The sequence below is a fragment of the Niveibacterium terrae genome, from assembly GCF_048213115.1.
In the GTDB taxonomy this organism is placed as follows: domain Bacteria; phylum Pseudomonadota; class Gammaproteobacteria; order Burkholderiales; family Rhodocyclaceae; genus Niveibacterium; species Niveibacterium terrae.
In genome coordinates this window covers 2,426,577-2,447,134 of the sequence record NZ_CP172404.1, presented here as the reverse complement: position 1 = coordinate 2,447,134, position 20,558 = coordinate 2,426,577, and the positions used below count along the sequence as shown (strand labels likewise).

The following is a 20,558-nucleotide window of genomic DNA, read 5'->3' as shown; positions in this document are numbered from 1 at the left end:
CGTGCTCAAGGCTGTTCTGGTCGCGCTCGCCGCGCTCTATCCGCTGGTTCTGGCTTTCGGCCAGAGCTGGATCGCGCCGCGCTGGATGGCGCTGGGCCTCGCCGGCGTGGCCCTGCTGCGCTGCGTGCTCGAACGCGGGCGGGGACTCAGTGCGCTGTGGGCGCTGGGCGCGCTTGCGCTGGCGGCGTTTGCGTGGGCCGGCAACAGCGTCGCGCCACTGAAGCTCTACCCGATCCTGGTCAATGCGGTGCTGCTTCTGGTCTTCGGCGCCAGCCTTGCCCATCCGCCCAGCGTCGTCGAACGCCTCGCCCGGCTTCAGGACCCGGCTCTGCCAGATGCGGCGATCCCCTATGTGCGCCGCGTCACCGAAGTCTGGTGCGTGTTCTTCGTGCTGAACGGAGCCATATCGGCGGCGACCGCGCTGTGGGCGTCCGATGCGTTGTGGGCGCTCTACAACGGCTGCATCGCCTATGTCGCGATCGGCCTTCTGTTCGGAATCGAATGGTGCGTGCGCCAGCGGGCGATGCGGAGAGTCTCCGGTGTCTGATTCGCTCTCGCAACTCTTGCTCTGCCGCCGCCCGGCGGCCTCCGAAGTCGCACTGACGGCGGACGGGGCGCGCTCGTGGGCGCATTTCCTGGGCGGAGTCGCCTGCTGCGCGGCGCGGCTTGCGGCGCGCCGCGAAAAGCGTTTCGCGCTCTTCACCGAGGACAGCTTCCTCGCCGCCTGCGCGCTGTTCGGTGCCTGGGCTGCGGGAAAGACCGTCGTTCTGCCCGGCGATGAGCTGCCCGCGACGCGGGCGCTGCTCGAAGGGCGCGTCGCGGGCTGGATAGATCCGGCCGCGATCGACTGCGCCGCGCCCGTTTCCGCGCTGCCGGTGATCCCCGCGGATCATCCGGCGATCGAAGTGTTCACGTCCGGTTCGACCGGCGAGCCGGTCGCGATCGGCAAGACCCTGGCCCAGCTCGAAGCCGAAGTGCGCGAGATCGATGCGCGCTGGGGGGAGCAGATCGCCGGGAAGAGAGTGCTGGCGACTGTTCCGCACCAGCATTTCTACGGTTTGCTCTTTCGCATCCTGTGGCCGCTCGCCGCGAACAGGCCTTTCGATGCGCTGCGCTTCGCTTTCCCCGAACCGCTCGCGGCGCGTCTCGCCGAGGCTCCGGCCGTCCTCGTCTCCAGTCCGGCCTTCCTGAAGCGCTGGCCCGATGCTTTGGACCTGTCCGCCGCGCCCTGTCCGCCGCACGCGATCTTCTCGTCCGGTGGTCCTCTGCCGACCGCGAGTTCGCTGACCTTGCAGCAGCGCCTCGGCTGCCCGGTCTTCGAGATCTTCGGCAGCTCGGAGACCGGCGGCATCGCCTGGCGGGTCCAGCGGGACGATGCCACCCCGTGGCAGACCCACCCCGTCGTCGAACTCGATTTCTCGGGCGAGACGCTCGCGCTGCGCTCGCCCTTCATGCCCGATGCGGCGCAGTGGTATCCGACTTCGGATCGCGCCGAAGCCTGTCCGGGGGGCTTTCGCCTGCTCGGCCGGGCCGACCGCATCGTCAAGGTCGAGGAAAAGCGGGTATCGCTCGACGCGATCGAGCGGTCCCTGCTCGCGACGTGCGACGTGACCGAAGCGCGGGTCTGTCCGCTCGCCGATGGCCGCCTCGGCGCGGTGCTGGTGCTGAGCCCGGCCGGCAAGGCTTATCTGGCTGAGCAGGGCAGAGCGGCGCTGAACCGGCACCTGCGCAGCGCGCTCGCCCGCTCGCTCGAAGCGGTCGCGCTGCCGCGACGCTGGCGCCACGTCGAGGCCCTGCCGGTCAATGCGATGGGCAAGATCACCAGCGCTTCGCTGCGCGCGCTCTTCGAAGACGTGCTGCAGCCTGAAGTGCTTGCCTCAGGTGGCAGCGGCGGGCTGCGCACTTTCGATGTGCTGGCCGGCGAGGATCTGCTCGCTTTCCGCGGCCATTTTCCGGCCATGCCCATCCTTCCCGGAGTCGTCCAGCTCGACTGGGTCATCCGTTTCGCCCGACAGAGTTTCGCCTTGCCCGGCGAATTCTCGGCGATCGAAGTGCTCAAGTTTCAGCAGCCGATCCGCCCCGGCATGGCGCTGAGGATTGCGCTCGAATGGCTGCCTGCGCGTTCGGCCGTCGCGTTCCGGCTGACTTCGGGCGAGCGGCCGCTCGCCTCCGGGCGCATGGTTTTCGCGGGGGCTCGCTCGTGAAGTGCTGCGCGCTGGTGCCGGTCTTCAACCACCAGGACGCGGTCGGCGCCGTCGTCCACGCCTTGCTGGGTCACGGTCTGCCGGTGTTGCTCGTCGATGACGGCAGCGATGAGGCCTGCGCGGCGGTGCTCAGGGCGCTCGCCGCGGCCTCGCCCGAGCGAGTCTCGCTTCTCGTCCGGCGCGAGAACGGCGGCAAGGGCGCCGCACTGATCGACGGCTTGCGCCGCGCGGCCGAACTCGGCTTCACGCATGTGCTGCAGATCGACGCTGACGGCCAGCACGACACCGGCGATGTCCCCAGGTTTCTGGAGGCCGCCCGGCAGACGCCCGCAGCCTTCATCTGCGGCTGTCCCGAGTACGACGCGAGCGTGCCCAAGGGACGGCTCTACGGCCGCTACCTGACCCATGTCTGGGTCTGGATCAACACGCTGTCGCTGCGCATCACCGATTCGATGTGCGGGCTGCGCGTCTATCCGCTCGCGCCGACGCTTAAGCTGATCGGCTCGGTGCGCATAGGCCGGAGGATGGACTTCGATACCGAGATCCTGGTCCGCCTCGATTGGGCCGGAGTCGCGATCCGCAATCTCGCGACCCGGGTCTGCTATCCGCGCGACGGAGTCTCGCACTTCCGGCCCCTGGCCGACAATGTCGCGATCTCGTGGATGCATACCCGGCTTTTCTTCGGCATGCTGGTGCGCCTCCCGCGCCTGCTCGCCCGGCTGCTGCGCGGCCAGGGGAGGGCGCTGTGAGCCGGCACTGGGCGAAGCTCGACGAAGTGGGTTTCCTGTTCGGGATGAGGCTGCTCTACCGCGTTCACTGCGTGCTGGGCCGACTGCCCCTGCGCCTCGCGCTCTATCCGGTCGTCTTCGTCTACTGGCTCGTCTCCCGTGAGGCGAGGCGCAGTTCGCGGGACTATCTGCGCCGGCTCGCCGAGGCGGGACTTTCCCCGGGACGCTGCGCATCCTTGCGCCACTTCGTCTGCTTCGCCGAGACCATCCTCGACAAGCTGCTGGCCTGGACCGGAGGACTCGATCCGCTGCGCTGCATCGTCGAGAATGCCGGCGATTTCCTTGAGACGCTGCGCCACGGCCAGGGCGGCATCATCGTCACCGCGCACTTCGGCAATTTCGAAGTCAGCCGCGCGCTCGGCGCGCTGCAAGGCGAGAAGCGCCAGGTCCATGTTCTGGTCCATACGCGCAACGCGCTGCGCTTCAACCAGATGATGGCCGAGCTGAATCCGGCCAGTCAGCTCAACCTGATCCAGGTCACCGAACTCGATCCCGGCACCGTGATGCGGCTCGCCGCCCGGGTCGCCGAGGGCGACTTCCTGGTCATCACCGGCGATCGCGTGCCCGTTTCGGACAAGCCTTCGGTCGTCTCCGCGCCTTTCTTCGGTTCTCCCGCGCCTTTCCCGTCCGGGCCGTGGATTCTCGCCTCGGTGCTGCAGGTGCCGGTCTTCCTGATGTGGGCCGTTGCCGAAGGGGAGGGGTTCCGGATCCGCTTCGAACGCTTCCGCGACCGCGTCGTAGTTCCGCGCCGCGGCCGACGCGAGGCGCTCGTGCCGCTGGTCGCCGACTTCGCAGCCCGCCTGGAGGCCGAGGTCCGGAAAAGCCCTCTGCAATGGTTCAACTTCTTCGACTTCTGGTCGATGCCGGAAAGCATTTCTGATGACAAACCTGTCTGAAAACACGGTCACCGTCGGTGCCGCTCCCTTGCGCGCCGATCAGGTGCTGGCCGCGAGTCAGCGCTGCGTCGCGGTGCGTCTTGATCCCTCGCCCGAATTCCGGGCGCGGATAGAGCGGGGCGCCGCTTTCCTCGATCGCCTGCTCGCCGAGGATGGTGCGATCTATGGCGTCACGACCGGCTACGGCGATTCCTGCACCGTGGCGATTCCGTCCGAGCTGGTCCCCGAGCTGCCCCAGCACCTCTATACCTTCCATGGCTGTGGCCTGGGCCGCTGGCTGACGCCGGAAGAGACGCGCGCGGTTCTGATCACCCGGCTCAACTCGCTGGCCCAGGGTTTCTCCGGAGTCAGCTGGGAACTGCTGGTGCAGATCGAGACCCTGCTCGCCGAGGACATCCTGCCGAAGATTCCGGCCGAAGGTTCGGTTGGTGCGAGCGGCGACCTGACGCCTCTGTCCTATGTCGCGGCCGCGCTGTGCGGTGAGCGTGAAGTCTGGGTGAAGGGCGAATTCCGGCCGACCGCCGAAGTCTTCGCCGAGCGCGGCATCCGTCCGCTGCGCCTGAGGCCCAAGGAAGGACTCGCGATCATGAACGGCACCGCGGTGATGACGGCGCTGGCCTGTCTCGCGCTCGCCCGCGCCGAATATCTGGCGCAGCTCTCGACGCGGATGACGTCTCTGGCCTGCCTTGCGCTCGACGGCAATGCCAACCACTTCGACGAGACCCTCTTCTCGGTCAAGCCCCATGTCGGCATGCAGCGCGTCGCGGCGCGGATCCGCGGCGATCTCGCTTCGGGCAGGCCGCCGCGCAACGAGAACCGGATCCAGGACCGCTATTCGATCCGCTGCGCACCGCATGTGATCGGCGTGCTCGAAGACGCTCTGCCCTTCCTGCGCACGACGATCGAGAACGAGCTCAACAGCGCCAACGACAATCCGATCATCGATCCGGACGGTGAAAAAGTGCTGCATGGCGGCCACTTCTACGGTGGGCACATCGCGTTCGCGATGGACAGCCTGAAGAACCTCGTCGCGAATCTCGCCGATCTGATGGACCGGCAGATGGCGCTGCTCGCCGATGCCCGGTTCAACCAGGGCTTGCCGGCCAACCTGTCCGGCGCGACCGGGCCGCGCGCGGCGATCAACCACGGTCTGAAGGCGCTGCAGATCGCGCTGTCGGCCTGGACCGCCGAGGCACTGAAGGGAACGATGCCCGCCTCGGTGTTCTCGCGCTCGACCGAGTGCCACAACCAGGACAAGGTCAGCATGGGCACGATCGCGGCGCGCGACTGCCTGCGCGTGCTGGAGCTGACCGAGCAGGTCGCTGTCGGGTTGCTGGTCGCGGTGCGCCAAGGCCTCGCGCTGCGCCGCGCGCGCCGCTCCGTTGCGCTGACCGAGACGCTCGCGGCCTTCGCCGCCGGGCTCGAAGAACTGATCCCCTTTATCGACGAGGACAGGGCGCTCGACGGCGAGCTGCGCGCTCTGCTCAACGCGCTGCGCGCCCGGCAATGGAAACTCTATGACTGAGAAAAGCCTCGCGGCGAGCATTGCGATTGAAGTGCCCTTCCACGATCTCGACCCGATGGAAGTGGTCTGGCACGGCAACTACGTCCGCTACTTCGAGCGCGCCCGCCACGCGCTGCTCTTGGCCCTCGACTACGACTACCCGCAGATGAAGGCCTCGGGCTATGCCTGGCCGGTCGTCGATCTGTCGGTGCGCTATGTCCGCTCGGCCCGCTTCGCGCAGAAGCTCATCGTCAGCGCGAAGATCGTCGAATGGGAGAACCGGCTGAGGATCCGCTACGAGGTGCGCGACGCGGCCACTGGAGAGCGGCTGACCAAGGGTGAAACCGTCCAGGTCGCGGTCGAGATCGCCAATGGCGAGCTCTGTTTCGTCTCGCCCCCGATCCTGTTCGAGAAGCTCGGAGTCGCGCCATGAAGCGTTTCCTTTTGATCTGCGCTCTATTGATGAATGGCGCTGCCTATGCGGGCAGCATCGTCGATCAGGTTCAGGCGACGCTGACCCAGCCGGCCGTCGTCAGCGGCCGCTTCGAGCAAAAGCGCGAGCTGGCCGGTTTTCCGAAGCCTGTCGCGTCGAGCGGACGCTTCCTGGTCGCACGCGAGCGCGGCGTGCTGTGGACGACCGAACGCCCGTTCGCGAGCAGCGTGCGGCTGACTCGCGGTGAGATCCTGCAGAAGGCCGGCGACACGGTCACGATGAGGATGTCGGCGAGCAAGGAGCCGGCGGTGCGCGCGATCAACGGCGTGATGTTCTCGCTGCTCTCGGGCGACATCGCGCGGCTGGAACAGAACTTCACGGTCACCGGTAAGGCTGGCGAGGGGCGCTGGACCCTGTCGCTCGCGCCGCGCGAAGCGGGGCTCGCCCAGGTCATCAAGCGGATCGAGCTCTCCGGTCAGAAGTTCGTCGAGACCGTCGACATGCTCGACGCGAACGGCGACCGCACCCATATCCGGATGCTCGACAGCAAGGGCGCTGCGGCGCTCTCGAAGGCGGAGGCGGCGCAGTTTGACTGAGCGCGATTTCTGGCCCGAGTCGCGCTGGCGGCTCGCCGCGTGGCTGTGGCTCGTCGCGGTGCTTCTGATGTTGGCTCACCTCGGTTGGCTCGCCTGGGTTGTGCAGCCGCGCCCCGATTCGGACGTGATGGCCTTGTTGCCCCGCGACGCGCGCGATCCGCTCGCCGAGACCGCCTTCGCGCGGATGAGCGCGAGCGCCGAGCGCCGCGTCGTCGTGCTGCTTGGCGCCCGCGACGCGGCGTCGGCGAAGCGGGCGGCCGATGCCTATCTGCCAGCCCTTACCGGCATCGCCGCCGAAGTCCGCCACCGGGTCGCTGCTGCGGATCTGGCGCGTTGGCGCAGCGAACTGTCGCCCTATCGCGGCGGTCTGCTCGGCGATGCGGGGCGCTCAGTCCTGGCGCTGAACCCGGACAAGCAGGCCGATCACGCGCTCTCCCGCCTCTTCAGCCCGGCCTCGGCCGGGGGCTTGCCCTGGCGGGAGGATCCCTTCGGTTTCTTCTCCAGCTGGATGATGGAGCTCTCCGGCGGGCAGAACGTGCGCAGCGTCGATGGCCGGCTGTGGATCTCGGGTGAAGGCCGCGAATGGGCTGTGATCCTGCTCGAAATGAAGGACGGCGCCTTCTCGCTCGCGGCCCAGCAGGCCTTGATGCCGCGCCTGGCGGACGGCGCAGCGAGGGCGCGCGCCGCATCTGGCGGAGTCGAAGTGCTGACCGCCGGCATCGCGCCGATCGCCGCGGTGGTTGCCAATGAGGCGCAGAATGAACTCTCGGCGATCGGCGTCGGCTCGACGCTGGGCGTGCTGCTCCTTGTGCTGCTGATCTTCCGCCGTCCCGGGGCGGTGATCCTGTCGCTCTTTCCGCTCGCGGTCGGCACGCTCGCTGCGATCAGCGTCACCTCGCTCGTCTTCGCGAAAGTCCATGTGCTGACCCTGGTCTTCGGCGCGAGCCTGATCGGTGTCGGCGTCGATTACGGCGTGCACTTTCTCGCCGCCGGGATCGGCGAGAGTCCCTTCGCACCGAAACGGCGGCGCGATGATCTGAACTATGGGCTGTGGCTCGCGATGATCACGACCGTCGTTGCCTATCTCGCTCTGGCTCTGACGCCCTTCCCGGGGCTGAGGCAGATGGCGGTGTTCTCGGGCGCCGGCCTCGTCGCCGCGTGGTTGACCGTGATCCTCTGGTTCCCGTATCTGCAGCGCCGTCCCACCCACGGCACCGGAATCGGCGCGTGGATGGCCCACCTGCGTTCGACCTGGCCTGTCTTCGGCAAGGGGATCACCGGCCGCGCGATTGCGCTTCTCGTCGCGGTGGTCCTCGTCGCGGGCTTCGCGAAGTTCGAGATCCGCGACGATATCCGCGCGCTGCAGGCCGTGCCGACCGCGTTGCTGCTCGAACAGGGCCGGGTCGCGAAACTCGCCGGCCTGCCCAGTCCGGCCCAGTTCTTCATCGTCCGCGGCCCTTCGTCCGAAGCGGTCTTGCTGCGCGAGGAAGCGCTGCTGGCGAAACTCTCGCCGTTGATCGCCGACGGCACGCTGAGCAGCGTCCAGGCGACGGCAAGCCATCTTCCCTCGGCGGCGCGGCAGAAGGCCGATTGCGTCCGGCTGCGCGCCGCTTATGCCGATCCCTCCTGGCAGAAGAGGATCGGCGAGGCGACCGGTTTCGCCGCCGCCGCACTCGTTCTGCCCGACTGCCGGCCATTGACCGAGGAGGCCTGGCAGGCTTTGCCGGCCTCCGAGGCTTTCCGGACGCTGTGGCTGGGCCGGGTCGATGGCGACGTGGCCGGAGTCGTGCTGCTCGGCGGCCTGAAGGGCCAGGCGGCGCTCGCGCGGGTCGCCGCGGCGGGGCAGGGGCTCGCCGGAGTCAGCTGGGTGGACAAGCCGGCGCGGATCTCCGCCGTGCTCGCCCATTACCGCTTCCTGATGAGCCTCGTCGTCGTGCTCGGCTATCTCGCCTCGGTTTGGCTGCTCTGGCGGCGCTTTGGCGCCGAGACCTGGCGTTCGGTGTTGCCGACCGTGATCGCGAGCGCACTGGCGGTCGCTGCGCTAGGCCTCGCGGGTCTGCCTTTCCAGCTCTTCGCGGTCCTGGGCCTCTTCATCGTGCTCGGGATGGGCGTCGATTACGGCATCTTCCTGCTCGAACATCCGCGAGTCGATGACGGCCGGCCCTGGCTCGCCGCGACGCTGTCGGCGCTCTCGACGCTGCTGTCTTTTGGCCTGCTGGCCTTGTCCGGTACGCCGGCGCTGCGCGTGTTCGGCCTGACCTGCCTGGTCGGCGTTGGCAGCGCTTGGCTGCTGGCGCCCTGTTTCGCCCGCCGGAGTCCCCGATGAGATCGTTGTTCCTGTTTTTGTTGATCGCGGCGCTCGCCGCCTGTTCCGCGCCGCCGGCGCGGCTGGAAGTGCCTCTGCGCGCGGTCTCTCCCGCTGCGTTCGGGCAAAGCCTGACCCTGACCCAGCAGATTACGGTCGAGATGCGGGGTGAGGCGCGCAGCATCGAGGCGGTGCTGGCGATCTCGCCCGAGCGCATCGACCTCGCCGGCCTCGCGATGGGGCAGAGGCTGATCGATGTGCACTTCGACGGAGCTTCGCTCACCGAGAAGCGCAGCCCGCTCTTGCCCGAGGCGGTGACCGGGGCGCGGATCCTGCGCGACGTGATGCTCGCCTACTGGCCGCGCGAAGCGCTGATCGCGGCTCTGCCCACCGGTTGGAGGATCGAGGACTCTGCGGGTCGGCGACGGGTGTTCTGCGCAGACGAGCCGGTGATCACGATCGAATACTCGGGCGAGCCGCGCTGGCGTGGTCGTGCGCACCTGATCCAGCACCGGCTCGGCTATTCGCTGACCATCGATTCGGACGAGGCTTGACGAAGAATGTCGATTCCTCCCCGCCTCATGTTATATGTTCGAGCTTTCCATTTCCTTGCCGCGGCCTTCCCGCGGTTTTGCCGGTCGCGCACCGGAAGTCTGGTGTGACCGGCATGAATGACGTCTTTCTGAACAATCTGGGCCTCGTCTGCGCGCTCGGCAATTCGCCTGCCGAAGTGGCCGCGAACTTGAAGCGTGGGCATTCCCCCGGCATGAGGCTTCTGCCGGGCTTCCTGCCGAGCCGGGAAGTGATGCTGGGCCAAGTCGCCTCCGAGCCCGAAGCGCGTCCGTTGCCGCGCGAGCGGCGCAGCCGCAACAACCAGCTGCTGCTCGCCGCCCTTGAGCAGATCCGCCCGGCCGTCGATCAGGCCTTGCAGCGGCACGGCGCCGCCCGCGTCGCTGCCGTGCTCGGCACCAGCACTTCGGGCATCGCCGAAGGCGAGCGGGCGATGAAGGAGCGCGCCGAATCCGGTGCCTTCCCCGACGATTTCGACTATCGCCAGCAGGAGCTCGTCTCGCCGGTGCTGTGTCTGGTCGAAGAGCTGGGCATAACGGGACCGGCCTATGCGATCTCGACGGCCTGCTCGTCGAGCGCGCGGGCGCTGATCTCGGCGGCGCGGCTGTTGCGCGCGAATCTCGCCGATGCGGTGATCGCCGGCGGCGTCGACGCGCTGTGCAGTTTCACGGTTTCCGGTTTCGCGGCGCTCGACTCGGTCAGCGCCGAGCTGTGCAATCCGCTCTCGGCGAACCGCCACGGCATCAACATCGGCGAAGGTGCCGCGCTCTTCCTCGTCACGCGCGATGCGGCGCCGGTGCGCCTCGCGGGCTGGGGCGAGAGCTCGGACGCTCATCACATGTCGGCTCCCGACCCCGAAGGGCGGGGCGCGCAGGCGGCGATGGTCGAAGCGCTCGCGCGCGCCCACCTCGCCGCCGACGCGATCGATTACATCAATCTGCACGGTACGGCGACGCATCACAACGACGCGATGGAAGCCCCGGCCGTCGCGCGGGTGTTCGGCTGCGAGGTCCCGGTCAGCTCAACCAAGCCGCTGACCGGCCACGCGCTGGGCGCCTCGGGCGCGATCGAGGCGGCGATCGGCTGGCTGGCGCTGCAGCCCGACAACGGCGAGGGCTGGCTGCCACCCCATCTGTGGGACGGGGCCGTCGATCCGGTTCTGCCCCCGCTGCGCTTGGTCGAACCCGGCTTCAGACTGGGGCGCCGACCGCGCGCGGTGCTGTCGAACTCCTTCGCGTTCGGCGGCAGCAACGCGGCGCTGCTGCTGGAGGCTCGCTGATGTTTCCGCCCATTGCCGAGCTGATCCCCCACCGCGAGCGGATGCTGCTCGTCGACCGGGTTTTGAGCTTCGAAGGCGAGCAGGTCGTCGCCGAGCTGACGGTTCGCGACGATCCGCTTTTCTGCTCAGACGGTCTCGTGGGTAGCTGGGTCGGCCTCGAATACATGGCGCAGACGGTCGGGGCAATGATCGGCCTGATGTCCCGCGAGCGCGGCGAGCCGGTCAGGATCGGTCTGCTGCTCGGCACCCGGCGCTTTTCGGCGCAGGTAGCGGCTTTTCGTCCCGGCCAGACGCTCAGGGTCGAAGCGACCCAGGCCTTCATCGCCGACAACGGCCTCGCGGCCTTCGACGCGCGGATTCTCGATCAGGACAGGGTGTTGGCCGAAGCGACGCTGTCGGCCTTTCAACCCGAAGACGTACAGGCATTTTTGAGGGAAGTGGAAGCATGAGTTTTAGAGTTCTCGTCACTGGATCGAGCCGGGGAATCGGGCGCGCCGTCGCGCTGCGCCTGGCCCGCGATGGCTTCGATCTGTGCATTCACTGCCGCAGCCGGCGCGACGAGGCCGATGCGGTCGCCGCCGAGGTCGCCGCGCTGGGGCGCTCGGCCCGGGTTCTGCAGTTCGACGTCGCCGATCGCGCCGCCGCCAGCAAAGCGCTCGAAGCGGAAGTCGCCGAAGCCGGCCCCTTCTGGGGCGTCGTGCTCAACGCTGGCGTGACGCGCGACATGGCTTTCCCGTCGATGTCGGGCGAGGACTGGGATGCGGTGTTGAGGACCAACCTCGACGGCTTCTACAACGTCCTTCATCCGCTCGTGATGCCTATGGTTCAGATGCGGCAGGGCGGTCGCATCGTCGCGCTGAGCTCGGTCTCGGGCGTGATCGGCAATCGCGGCCAGACCAATTACAGCGCATCGAAAGCCGGGCTGATCGGCGCGGTCAAGGCGCTGGCGCTGGAACTCGCGAAACGCAAGATCACCGTCAACTGCGTCGCGCCCGGTCTCGTCGAGACCGAGATGACTGAAGCCTTGCCCGAAGGCGTGCTCGACCTGGTGCCGATGCGCCGCGCCGGCCTGCCCGAGGAGGTCGCCGCGACGGTGGCCTTCCTGCTCCAGCCGGAAGCCGCGTATATCACCCGCCAGGTTCTGCTCGTCGATGGAGGTCTGGCAGGATGAAGCGAGTCGTCGTTACCGGTTTCGGCTCGCTGAGCCCTCTTGGCCACGACTGGGACAGCGTCAGCGCCAGCCTCAAGAGCTTGCGCAACGTGATCCGGAAGATGCCCGAATGGGCGCAATACGAAGGGCTGAACACCCGCCTCGGCGCGCCGGTCGCGCCCTTCGCTCTGCCCGCGCACTACAACCGCAAGACCATGCGCAGCATGGGGCGCAACGCGGTGATGGCGGTGCGCGCCGCCGAGCTCGCGCTGGAGGATTCCGGCCTGCTCGGCGATCCGCTGCTCAGGAGCGGCAGGATGGGCGTGTCCTGCGGGTCTTCGGCGGGATCGACGAAGTCGATGTGCGACTTCGGCAACATGATCAACAACAAGACCGTCGAAGGCATCAACGCGACGACTTACATCAAGATGATGTCGCACACCGCGCCGGTCAATATCGCGGTCTTCTTCGGCATGACCGGCCGCGTGATTCCGACTTCGAGCGCCTGCACCTCGGGCAGCCAGGGGATTGGCTATGCGTTCGAAGCGATCCGCAGCGGTGCCCAGGTCGCGATGATCGCGGGTGGCTCCGAGGAGCTGTGCCCGACCGAGGCGGCGGTCTTCGACACGCTGTTCGCGACCTGTCTGCAAAATGACACGCCCGAGCTCGTTCCCCGTCCCTTCGATGCCAAACGCGACGGTCTGGTGCTCGGCGAAGGCGCGGGCATGCTGGTGCTCGAAGAGTACGAGCACGCGAAGGCCCGGGGCGCGACGATCCATGCCGAGCTGGTCGGCTTCGGTACCAACTGCGACGGCACCCATGTGACCCATCCGAATGCGCTGACGATGGCCGGTGCGATGCGCCTCGCGCTCGAACAGAGCGGGCTAGCCGCCTCGGCGATCGGCTACGTCAATGGACACGGCACTGCGACCGAACAGGGCGATATTGCCGAGAGCGAGGCTACGGCCAGCATCTTCGGCCGCGCCGTGCCCTTCAGCACGCTCAAGAGCTATATGGGCCACACGCTGGGCGCCTGCGGTGCGCTGGAAGCGTGGATGTCGATACGGATGATGAACGAGGGCTGGTTCGCGCCGACGCTGAACCTGACCGAAATCGATCCGCGCTGCGGCGATCTCGACTATCTGCGCGATGCGATCCGCGCGGTCGATACCGAACATGTGATGAGCAATAACTTCGCTTTCGGTGGCATCAACACCTCGCTGATCTTCCGCCGGCTCTGAACACAGCAGGGAAACGACATGCCCAGGATCGCCAATCTCGTTCGCTGTGCCGCGCTGAGTCTCGCGCTTGCCGCTGCCCCATGCTTTGCTGACCGGATCCTCGATCCGCACAATCCCCCTCCGGTCAACGTTGTTTCGCTGCCCGATAACAGGCTCAGTACCGATCAGGTGCGCGGCGCGATCATCTCCGGCGCAGCGGTCCATGGCTGGATCCTCAAATCCGAAGCCGCGGGATCCCTGGTGTTGAAGCTCGAAAAGGGCAAGTCCTGCGCCGAGATCAGGCTGCCCTACTCGGCGGATGGCTACAGCATCGAATATGTGACGAGTTCCAATCTGAATTACCGCCGCGCAGCGCCAGAACAGGCGCCCAGGGGGTACCCGACTCCGGGCGGCGAAGTCGATCCGGACGCGAAGCCTGGGTCGATTTCGCCGAGCTACACGGATCTGGTCGATGGTTTGATCCGGGCCATCGATGCCCGTGTCGCAGCAATCCCCGCCGCACATTGATTTCCTCTCAATGATTCCCTTTTTCTCATCCCGTTTCAGAAAGATATCCAGATGAAAAGAACAGCAATGCTCGTCGTCCTCTTCCTCGCCTGTGTGGCGTCCCCGCTGGCCCTGGCCGCGCGAACCGGAACGATGTTCGAAATGGCTCCGGTCAGCGTCGCCGCGTCGGCAAAGACTCCGCTCACGGTCGAACAGGTCCGCTCCGCGATCGCGGCCGGCAGCGCCGTGAACGGCTGGACCGTCAAGTCCGAAGAACCCGGAAAGATCGTGCTCGCGCTCGACAAGGGCAAGTACTACGTCGAGCTGAACGTCCCCTATTCGGCGACCGAATACAAGATCGAATACGTCAAGAGCGAAGGGCTCAAATACAGCGACAAGGGGGATGGTGTCGCGACGATCCATCAGGGCTATTTCCGCTGGATAGGCAATCTGATGCACGCGATCAATGCGGTTCTGGCGACGACGGGATCGGCGCCTCAATGAACGGGAAGCCCATGCATTTCGCGGATATCGAGAGATCGGCCATTGAGGCCCAGTACGAGGCCCAGCGCATCGCTTTCGCGCCGGTCGTTTTCCAGTGCGTCCGGGTGGCCAAAAAGCGCGGCCTGCTCGACGCTCTGGCGGGCGCCGGAGAAGCCGGACTCGATGCCCCGGCGCTCGCCAGCGCGGGGGAGCTGTCCTGCTATGCGGTCGGCGTGCTGATGGAGACCGCGCTGTCGGCCGGAGTCGTCAGCCGCTCTGAGGGGCGCTGGGTGCTCAGCAAGGTCGGCCACTTCGTCGCGACCGATCCGCTGTTCCGCATCAATGCCGATTTCGTTCAGGACGTCTGCTATCTGGGCCTGGCCGATCTGGAAGCGAGCCTGGTCGAGGAAAAGCCTCTGGGGCTCAAGGCCCTGGGCGAGTGGAAGACGATCTACGAAGGCCTGTCGACGCTGCCCGAACCGGCCAAGACGAGCTGGTTCAATTTCGACCACTACTACTCGGACTCGGCTTTCCCCGCGATCCTGCCCCGGGTCTTCGCGAGCTCGCCGCGTACGATCATGGATATCGGCGCGAACACCGGCAAGTTCTCGCGTCTTTGCCTGCTGCGCGATCCCGAGGTCCGGCAGACCCTGCTCGACCTGCCGATCCAGCTCGCCGTCGCGCGCGGCACGCTCGCCGAGGCCGAGGTTCTGGACCGCGCGACGCTGCACGCGATCGACCTGCTCGACGAGAGCGCGCCTTTCCCGGCCGGTCAGGACGTGATCTGGATGAGCCAGTTTCTGTGCTGCTTCTCGGAGGCGAAGATCCTCTCCATCCTCAAGCGTGCGCGCGCCGCATTGAGTGAAGGCGGGCGGGTGCTGGTGCTCGACACCTTCTGGGACCGGCAGAGCCATGAAACCGCGGCGTATTGCCTGATCAACACTTCGCCTTATTTCACCGCGCTGGCCAGTGGCAACAGCAAGATGTACGAATCCCAGGCCTTCATCGACAGCGCTCGCGAAGCCGGGCTGCGCCTTGCCGATATCCGCGACGGAATCGGTCTGTCGCATTCGCTGCTGAGCTTCGTCGCCGCATGAAGAAGGTTCTGGTGATCGGCGCTTCGCAGAGCGGACAACTCGATCGCATCCTCGACCGTTTCGCCGAGCCGCTCGCCGCGGCCGGCGCCAGGGTCGATCGCTGCGCGATACCCGGCTTCGAGCGCCATCCCTTTCCGTGGTCCTTCTGGTCCTTCTTCGACGTGTTCCCCGAGTCCGTGCTCGGGATTGCGCCGGCCCCGGGCGAATGGGCGATCCCGGACGAGGATTACGATCTCGTCGTGCTCGGCTATCAGGTCTGGTTTTTGTCGCCGTCGCTGCCGGTCGCGTCCTGGCTAGCTGATTCCCGGACCGCCGCGCTGCTCGCCGGCCGGCCCGTCGTTGCGGTCGTCGCCTGCCGGAACATGTGGCTGAGCGCCTGGAGCCGGGTGCGCGCGCGGCTTGCCGCGAGCGGTGCACGGGTGCTTGATCACGTCGTCTTCACCGACCGCGGTTCGGCGCTGGCGAGCTTCATCACGACGCCGCGCTGGCTGCTGACCGGCCGTCGCGACCGCTTTCTGGGACTCGCGCCGGCCGGCGTCGACGAGGCCGAGATCGCCGCGGCCGGGCGCTTCGGACGGGCGCTGGTCCAGGCCCTGGCCGAAGGGCGCGAGCGCGGCGCGTCGCCTCTGCTCTCCGGCCTCGCGGCGGCCCGCGTCGATGCCCGGCTCGCGCTGTCCGAGCGCGCCGGCGCGCGCGCGTTCGCGCTCTGGTCGCGTCTCGTTCGCGCCTGCGGCAAGCCCGGACAGCGGCGCCGCCGACCGGCCTTGCTCGCCTTCGTGATCTATCTGATCGCGCTGATCCTGACCGTCGTGCCGCTGAGCCTGACTCTGCAAACCCTGCTCGCTCCGCTTTTCAGGCGACGCTTCGCGCGCATCCGCGCCGAGTTCGAAGCGCCTTCCGGAAGCGGGCGCGAGCGGCTGGAAAACCATGTCTGAACCGAATCAAGCCTTCATCACCCGGATCGCCAGCGTCCTGCCCAACGAGCCTGTCGGCAGCGACGCGATGGAAGACGTGCTCGGCTGCGTCGGCGGGGAGCGTTCGCGTGCGCGCCGCATCGTGCTGCGCAGCAACGGCATCCGCACCCGCCACTATGTGCTCGATCCGGTGAGCGGCGAACCCCGCCAGACCAATGCCCAGCTCGCTGCCGAAGCGGTGCGCGCGCTCGACGCCGACGAGATCGACTGCCTTGCCTGCGGCACTTCCTTGCCCGATCAGCTGATGCCCAACCATGCGGTGATGGTGCACGGCGAGCTGGGCATCCCGGCCTGCGAAGTCGTCGCGACCGCCGGAATCTGCCTGTCCGGGACGACCGCGCTCAAATACGCGTGGATGGCGGTGCGTTCGGGCGAGGCCCGTCACGCGGTCGCGAGCGCTTCCGAAGTCGCGTCGATGATGATGCGCGGGCGAAATTTCGAAGCCGAGCGCGAAGCGCGCGTCGCCGAACTCGAAGCCCATCCCGAGCTCGCCTTCGAGAAGGACTTCCTGCGCTGGATGCTGTCGGACGGAGCTGGCGCGGTGATGATCGAATCTTCTCCGCGCGAAGGGCAGCTCAATCTGCGCCTGGACTGGATCGAGCTCAGCTCTCAGGCCCATGAACTGCCGGTCTGCATGTATGCCGGGGGAGACAAGGACGAGGGCGGAAACTTCCGCGGCTGGTTGGATTTTCCGGCCGCCGAGCGCGCAGCGCATTCGCTGCTCGCGGTCAAACAGGACGTGCGCCTGCTGAACGCGAACGTCGTCGAATACACGCTGCGCCGGCCGCTCGAAGCGATCATCGAACGCCGCGGCCTCGCCGTCGACGCGATCGACTGGTTCCTGCCCCACATGTCCTCGGAGTACTTCCGTCCCGGCATAGAGGCGGCGCTGGCGTCGCTCGACTTTGCGATCGCCGGTGAGCGCTGGTTCACGAACCTCGCCGAGTGCGGCAACACTGGTTCGGCTTCGATCTACATCATGCTCGACCAGCTGGTCAAAAGCGGCCGCCTCGCCCGCGGCCAGAAAATCCTCTGCTTCGTGCCCGAGAGCGGGCGCTTTTCGAGCGGCTTCTTTCATCTGACGGTGGTCTGATGCGCGACGAACACGTTCCCCAACAGGCGGGCCGCGTGCTCGCCGGCCACCGCAAGGCGATCTACGCGCAGGGCGAGGACGGCCGGCTGCGCGCCGTCGCGTCCGCCGGCTGGGAAGCCGAGGAGATCGTCAATGCCCTGGCCGTCAATGAACTCGAACGCCTTGCCGAAGAGGCGAGGGCGCGCGCGCTCGCCGGCCTCGCTTCGCCGCTCGAATTCCACATGTACCGCGCCCGGATGGATCTCGATCTGCTCGCGCAGACCAGCGGCTTCTGGCGCTGGCGGATCCGCCGCCATTTCCGCCCGGCCGTGTTTGCGCGGCTCAAGGACGCGACGCTGGCGCGCTACGCCGAAGTGCTCGGCTGCCGCGTCGAAGACTTGCGAAGCGTGGAGCCGCGATGAACGCGCAGAGCTTTGAACACCGCCAGGCCAGCCATTGCGAGAGCGGAGTCGTCGCGGCGCTGGCCCGTCACGCCGGAGTCGATCTGTCCGAAGCGATGGCCTTTGGCCTCTCTTCGGCGCTGTCCTTCGCCTACCTGCCTTTCGTCCGGATCAACGGACTGCCGCTGATCTCCTACCGGATGCCGCCGAAGTTCATCCTGCGCGGCCTCAAGTGCCTCGGCTGGCGCGTCCGTTTCGAGACTTTCCGCTCGCCGGCGGCCGGGCGCGAACGCCTCGATGCGCTGCTCGCCGAGGGCCGGATCGTCGGTCTGCAGACCTCGGTTTTCTGGCTTCCCTATTTTCCGGAAGACCTGCGCTTTCACTTCAACGCGCACAACCTGCTGGTCATCGGACGCGAAGGCGATCAGTACCGGATCTCGGATCCGGTCTTCGAGGAGACGGTTCTCTGCGATGCGGCGGCGCTCGAAAAGGCCCGCTTCGCGCGCGGCGCGCTGGCGCCGAAAGGGCTTCTCTATCACGCACAGAGCCCGGCTAGCGAGCCCGACTGGGCGAAGGCGCTGAGCGCGGCGATCCGCAAGACCTGCCGGATCATGCTGCGCACGCCCTTGCCGCTGATCGGCGTGCGCGGCATCCATCGCCTCGCCCGCGCGCTGTCCCGCCTCGCGACCGGGGACGAGCGTGCCGCAAAGCTCTACATCGGCAACATCGTCCGGATGCAGGAGGAGATCGGCACCGGAGGGGCGGGTTTTCGCTTCCTCTATGCGGCCTTCCTGCAGGAGGCGGCCGAGCGCGCAGAGAAGCCGGCCTGGACCGAACTCGCGGCCGAGCTGATCGGGATCGGCGATCAGTGGCGGGAGTTCGCGCTGGTTGCGGCGCGGATGTGCCGCGATCGCGAGCCGCTGTCGCCCGCAACGCTCGCCGGTCTGCTCGAAGCGCTGGCGCTGCGCGAGAAAGCCTTCTTCCTGGCTCTGCAGAAGAGCCTCAAATGCTGAAGCTCGAATCCCTCGCCTGGCGTTACCCGGGAGCCCCGGCGGCGGCGCTGGACGGAGTCAGCCTGACGATCGCGGCGGGCGAGGTGCTTGGCCTGCTCGGGCCCAACGGAGCGGGCAAGACGACGCTGATCTCGCTGATCGCCGGAGCGCTCAACGCGGAGCCCGGGCAGATCGTCTGGAGCGGCGCGCCCCGTGCGGTCGGCTGGGCGCCCCAGGATTTTGCGTTCTACCCGGCGCTGACGGTGCGCGAGAACCTCGAAGTCTTCGCCGGAGTCATCGGTCTCGCGGGCGCAGCGCGGCGCGCGCGCGTCGCGGCCGCGATCGCCTTCGGGCAGATGGGCGGTTTCGCCGAGCGCCGGGCGCGCACGCTGTCGGGCGGCATGAAGAGGCGGCTCAACCTCGCGCTGGCGGTGCTCGGCGACGCCCCCTTGCTGCTGCTCGACGAGCCGACCGCCGGAGTCGATCCGCAGTCGCGTGCTTTCCTGCTCGACGCGGTGCGTCAGCTGCGCGACGAGGGCAGGGCCGTGCTCTATACGAGCCACTATATGGAAGAGATCGAAGCGGTCGCCGACCGGGTCGCGATCATCGATCGGGGTTGCGTCTGCGCCGACGGTACGCTTGCCGAGGTCTGCGCGGCGGCTGGCGGCGAGGCCAAACTTCAGCTCGGCTCGCCGTTGCCGGCGCCGCTCGCCGAGGAGTGGACGAGGCGCTACGGCCTCGCCAGCCTTGGTGCGCAGCGCTGGACCCTCAAATTGTCCGGCCCGTTCGAGTTGGCCGCCGTGCTCACCGAGTTGGCGAAGCAGGGCGTTGCTGTGCGTTCGGCCAGCGTCGGCGAGGTGAGCCTCGAGGACGCCTTCCTCAAATTGACGCAGCGCGCGCTGAGGGATGACGCATGACCCGACTGATCGCGCTCTGGCGCAAGGAATGGCTGGCGCTGCGGCGCGACCCGCACGCTCTGGCCGCGCTCTTCGTGATGCCGGCGGTCTTCATCCTGATCATGTCCTTCGCGCTGCGCGATGCGATCGATCCGCCCAGCGGCAGGCTGCGCATCGCGCTGATCGATCTAGACCACTCGGCGTTGTCCCAGCGCTTCGCCGCAACATTGGCGAAGGACGGACAAGCCGTCGCCGACCGGGCCCAGGCGATGCGCCTGATCGCCCAGGGGAAGGCCGATTTCGCGGTTGCGATCGGGGCGGGCTTTGCGGCCACCGTCAATGGCGCCGATGCCGATGCGCCGCTTCCGGTGCAAATCCTCGCCGACCCGACCGTCGCCGTCGCGGCCCAGCAGGCTTTCCGGCAGAGCGTCGCGGCGCGGATGGGCCAGCTGCGCGCTGCCGAGCTGTCCCGGCGCATCCAGGGCCTGCTCGGCGTGCCGCTTCCCGTCGTTTCGACTTCGCTGGCGTTGCCGCCTCTGGAGCTGGTCGGCGCGGCGGGAATCAAACCCAGCGCGGTCCAGCAGAGCGTTCCGGCCTGGCTGATCTTCGGCCTCTTCTTCGTCGTGATTCCGCTCGCCCCGGTCTTCATCGCCGAGCGCCAGAACGGAACGCTGATCCGGCTGCGCGCGCTGGGCGTGACGCCGCTGCAGATGCTGCTCGGCAAGCTGCCGCCCTTCGTCGGTGTGAACCTGCTTCAGGCCGCATTGATGTTCGCGGTCGGCGTTCTCGTCGTGCCTGCGCTGGGCGGCGAGGCGCTGCGCCTGCCGGCGTCGGCGTGGGCGCTCCTGCCGCTCTGCGTCGCAACCTCGCTGGCGGCGGTCGCCTGGGCTTTCGTCGTCGCGGCACTGGCCAGGAGCGCCGAGCAGGCGACCGTGGTCGGCGGCGTCGGCAACATCCTGATGGGCGCGATAGGCGGCGTCATGGTGCCGCGCTTCGTGATGCCACCGGCGATGCAGAGCCTGACTTCGCTCTCGCCGATGGCCTGGGCGCTGGAAGGCTTCCATAAAGTGCTGCTGCGCGGCGAAGGCCTCGCCGCGCTCGCCGGAACCCTGCTGGCGCTGTCCGCTTTTGCCTTTATCTGCGTGCTGCTGGCGAGCCTGATCCTGCGCGCCCGCCGCGACCTCTGAAATT

Annotated in this window: 22 protein-coding genes; all 22 read left to right on the top strand. The window is 67.7% G+C overall.

The genetic code is table 11. From position 1 onward, the window contains the following. The first annotated feature begins 1 nt into the window (after position 1). The 22 genes from ACHFB9_RS11335 to ACHFB9_RS11230 all read left to right on the top strand — a co-directional run bounded on the left by ACHFB9_RS11335 (position 2) and on the right by ACHFB9_RS11230 (position 20,554). Positions 2–547, top strand: coding sequence for a hypothetical protein (locus ACHFB9_RS11335; protein WP_417067225.1), 546 nt, complete (start codon positions 2–4; stop codon positions 545–547). Then, on the top strand, positions 540–2,204 hold the full coding sequence (locus ACHFB9_RS11330) for an AMP-binding protein (protein WP_417067224.1): 1,665 nt from the start codon (positions 540–542) through the stop codon (positions 2,202–2,204). Before ACHFB9_RS11335 ends, ACHFB9_RS11330 begins: the two co-directional genes overlap by 8 nt. After that, positions 2,201–2,953, top strand: coding sequence for a glycosyltransferase family 2 protein (locus tag ACHFB9_RS11325; protein ID WP_417067223.1), 753 nt, complete (start codon positions 2,201–2,203; stop codon positions 2,951–2,953). The genes ACHFB9_RS11330 and ACHFB9_RS11325 overlap by 4 nt, the downstream gene beginning before the upstream one ends. Continuing rightward, positions 2,950–3,888: a hypothetical protein gene (locus tag ACHFB9_RS11320; RefSeq protein ID WP_417067222.1), complete on the top strand. Its 939-nt coding sequence runs from the start codon at positions 2,950–2,952 to the stop codon at positions 3,886–3,888. Before ACHFB9_RS11325 ends, ACHFB9_RS11320 begins: the two co-directional genes overlap by 4 nt. Then, on the top strand, positions 3,872–5,413 hold the full coding sequence (locus ACHFB9_RS11315) for an HAL/PAL/TAL family ammonia-lyase (protein ID WP_417067221.1): 1,542 nt from the start codon (positions 3,872–3,874) through the stop codon (positions 5,411–5,413). Before ACHFB9_RS11320 ends, ACHFB9_RS11315 begins: the two co-directional genes overlap by 17 nt. Continuing rightward, on the top strand, positions 5,406–5,825 hold the full coding sequence (locus ACHFB9_RS11310) for an acyl-CoA thioesterase (RefSeq protein WP_417067220.1): 420 nt from the start codon (positions 5,406–5,408) through the stop codon (positions 5,823–5,825). The genes ACHFB9_RS11315 and ACHFB9_RS11310 overlap by 8 nt, the downstream gene beginning before the upstream one ends. Beyond that, positions 5,822–6,421, top strand: coding sequence for a LolA family protein (locus ACHFB9_RS11305; RefSeq protein ID WP_417067218.1), 600 nt, complete (start codon positions 5,822–5,824; stop codon positions 6,419–6,421). Before ACHFB9_RS11310 ends, ACHFB9_RS11305 begins: the two co-directional genes overlap by 4 nt. Next, a complete protein-coding gene (locus ACHFB9_RS11300) occupies positions 6,414–8,747 on the top strand; it encodes an MMPL family transporter (RefSeq protein ID WP_417067216.1) in 2,334 nt (777 codons plus the stop codon). The genes ACHFB9_RS11305 and ACHFB9_RS11300 overlap by 8 nt, the downstream gene beginning before the upstream one ends. Further along, positions 8,744–9,280 (top strand): DUF3261 domain-containing protein, encoded by a 537-nt coding sequence (locus tag ACHFB9_RS11295; RefSeq protein ID WP_417067215.1) that lies wholly within the window; start codon positions 8,744–8,746, stop codon positions 9,278–9,280. Before ACHFB9_RS11300 ends, ACHFB9_RS11295 begins: the two co-directional genes overlap by 4 nt. A 113-nt stretch (positions 9,281–9,393) precedes the next feature. Further along, positions 9,394–10,575, top strand: coding sequence for a beta-ketoacyl-[acyl-carrier-protein] synthase family protein (locus ACHFB9_RS11290; protein WP_417067214.1), 1,182 nt, complete (start codon positions 9,394–9,396; stop codon positions 10,573–10,575). Beyond that, positions 10,575–11,024 carry a hypothetical protein gene (locus tag ACHFB9_RS11285; protein WP_417067213.1) on the top strand — a complete coding sequence of 150 codons (450 nt, stop codon included), beginning with the start codon at positions 10,575–10,577 and terminating at the stop codon, positions 11,022–11,024. The genes ACHFB9_RS11290 and ACHFB9_RS11285 overlap by 1 nt, the downstream gene beginning before the upstream one ends. Then, a complete protein-coding gene (gene fabG / locus ACHFB9_RS11280; protein WP_417067212.1) occupies positions 11,021–11,746 on the top strand; it encodes a 3-oxoacyl-ACP reductase FabG in 726 nt (241 codons plus the stop codon). The genes ACHFB9_RS11285 and fabG overlap by 4 nt, the downstream gene beginning before the upstream one ends. Continuing rightward, the gene (locus tag ACHFB9_RS11275; RefSeq protein ID WP_417067210.1) at positions 11,743–12,966 is read left to right on the top strand and encodes a beta-ketoacyl-ACP synthase; all 1,224 of its coding nucleotides are present in this window, start codon (positions 11,743–11,745) and stop codon (positions 12,964–12,966) included. The genes fabG and ACHFB9_RS11275 overlap by 4 nt, the downstream gene beginning before the upstream one ends. 18 nt (positions 12,967–12,984) lie before the next feature. Continuing rightward, a complete protein-coding gene (locus tag ACHFB9_RS11270) occupies positions 12,985–13,473 on the top strand; it encodes a hypothetical protein (RefSeq protein WP_417067209.1) in 489 nt (162 codons plus the stop codon). Positions 13,474–13,524: 51 nt separating this feature from the next. Next, positions 13,525–13,956: a hypothetical protein gene (locus ACHFB9_RS11265; protein WP_417067207.1), complete on the top strand. Its 432-nt coding sequence runs from the start codon at positions 13,525–13,527 to the stop codon at positions 13,954–13,956. After that, positions 13,953–15,032: a class I SAM-dependent methyltransferase gene (locus tag ACHFB9_RS11260; protein ID WP_417067205.1), complete on the top strand. Its 1,080-nt coding sequence runs from the start codon at positions 13,953–13,955 to the stop codon at positions 15,030–15,032. Before ACHFB9_RS11265 ends, ACHFB9_RS11260 begins: the two co-directional genes overlap by 4 nt. Further along, positions 15,029–15,967 carry a dialkylrecorsinol condensing enzyme gene (locus ACHFB9_RS11255; RefSeq protein ID WP_417067204.1) on the top strand — a complete coding sequence of 313 codons (939 nt, stop codon included), beginning with the start codon at positions 15,029–15,031 and terminating at the stop codon, positions 15,965–15,967. The genes ACHFB9_RS11260 and ACHFB9_RS11255 overlap by 4 nt, the downstream gene beginning before the upstream one ends. Further along, positions 15,960–17,099: a beta-ketoacyl-ACP synthase III gene (locus ACHFB9_RS11250; RefSeq protein WP_417067203.1), complete on the top strand. Its 1,140-nt coding sequence runs from the start codon at positions 15,960–15,962 to the stop codon at positions 17,097–17,099. Before ACHFB9_RS11255 ends, ACHFB9_RS11250 begins: the two co-directional genes overlap by 8 nt. Continuing rightward, positions 17,099–17,500, top strand: a complete 402-nt coding sequence (locus ACHFB9_RS11245; RefSeq protein ID WP_417067202.1) for a hypothetical protein — start codon at positions 17,099–17,101, stop codon at positions 17,498–17,500. Before ACHFB9_RS11250 ends, ACHFB9_RS11245 begins: the two co-directional genes overlap by 1 nt. After that, positions 17,497–18,492 carry a BtrH N-terminal domain-containing protein gene (locus ACHFB9_RS11240; protein WP_417067200.1) on the top strand — a complete coding sequence of 332 codons (996 nt, stop codon included), beginning with the start codon at positions 17,497–17,499 and terminating at the stop codon, positions 18,490–18,492. The genes ACHFB9_RS11245 and ACHFB9_RS11240 overlap by 4 nt, the downstream gene beginning before the upstream one ends. After that, the gene (locus ACHFB9_RS11235) at positions 18,486–19,388 is read left to right on the top strand and encodes an ABC transporter ATP-binding protein (RefSeq protein ID WP_417067198.1); all 903 of its coding nucleotides are present in this window, start codon (positions 18,486–18,488) and stop codon (positions 19,386–19,388) included. The genes ACHFB9_RS11240 and ACHFB9_RS11235 overlap by 7 nt, the downstream gene beginning before the upstream one ends. Continuing rightward, positions 19,385–20,554, top strand: coding sequence for an ABC transporter permease (locus ACHFB9_RS11230; protein WP_417067196.1), 1,170 nt, complete (start codon positions 19,385–19,387; stop codon positions 20,552–20,554). Before ACHFB9_RS11235 ends, ACHFB9_RS11230 begins: the two co-directional genes overlap by 4 nt. Positions 20,555–20,558 lie beyond the last annotated feature (4 nt).

Coding starts and splice junctions, on each gene's coding strand:
- ACHFB9_RS11315 (WP_417067221.1), top strand. CDS start 3,872: ATGACAAACCTGTCTGAAAACACGGTCACCGTCGGTGCCGCTCCCTTG.
- ACHFB9_RS11310 (WP_417067220.1), top strand. CDS start 5,406: ATGACTGAGAAAAGCCTCGCGGCGAGCATTGCGATTGAAGTGCCCTTC.
- ACHFB9_RS11305 (WP_417067218.1), top strand. CDS start 5,822: ATGAAGCGTTTCCTTTTGATCTGCGCTCTATTGATGAATGGCGCTGCC.
- ACHFB9_RS11295 (WP_417067215.1), top strand. CDS start 8,744: ATGAGATCGTTGTTCCTGTTTTTGTTGATCGCGGCGCTCGCCGCCTGT.
- ACHFB9_RS11290 (WP_417067214.1), top strand. CDS start 9,394: ATGAATGACGTCTTTCTGAACAATCTGGGCCTCGTCTGCGCGCTCGGC.
- ACHFB9_RS11285 (WP_417067213.1), top strand. CDS start 10,575: ATGTTTCCGCCCATTGCCGAGCTGATCCCCCACCGCGAGCGGATGCTG.
- fabG (WP_417067212.1), top strand. CDS start 11,021: ATGAGTTTTAGAGTTCTCGTCACTGGATCGAGCCGGGGAATCGGGCGC.
- ACHFB9_RS11275 (WP_417067210.1), top strand. CDS start 11,743: ATGAAGCGAGTCGTCGTTACCGGTTTCGGCTCGCTGAGCCCTCTTGGC.
- ACHFB9_RS11270 (WP_417067209.1), top strand. CDS start 12,985: ATGCCCAGGATCGCCAATCTCGTTCGCTGTGCCGCGCTGAGTCTCGCG.
- ACHFB9_RS11265 (WP_417067207.1), top strand. CDS start 13,525: ATGAAAAGAACAGCAATGCTCGTCGTCCTCTTCCTCGCCTGTGTGGCG.
- ACHFB9_RS11260 (WP_417067205.1), top strand. CDS start 13,953: ATGAACGGGAAGCCCATGCATTTCGCGGATATCGAGAGATCGGCCATT.
- ACHFB9_RS11255 (WP_417067204.1), top strand. CDS start 15,029: ATGAAGAAGGTTCTGGTGATCGGCGCTTCGCAGAGCGGACAACTCGAT.
- ACHFB9_RS11250 (WP_417067203.1), top strand. CDS start 15,960: ATGTCTGAACCGAATCAAGCCTTCATCACCCGGATCGCCAGCGTCCTG.
- ACHFB9_RS11245 (WP_417067202.1), top strand. CDS start 17,099: ATGCGCGACGAACACGTTCCCCAACAGGCGGGCCGCGTGCTCGCCGGC.
- ACHFB9_RS11240 (WP_417067200.1), top strand. CDS start 17,497: ATGAACGCGCAGAGCTTTGAACACCGCCAGGCCAGCCATTGCGAGAGC.
- ACHFB9_RS11235 (WP_417067198.1), top strand. CDS start 18,486: ATGCTGAAGCTCGAATCCCTCGCCTGGCGTTACCCGGGAGCCCCGGCG.
- ACHFB9_RS11230 (WP_417067196.1), top strand. CDS start 19,385: ATGACCCGACTGATCGCGCTCTGGCGCAAGGAATGGCTGGCGCTGCGG.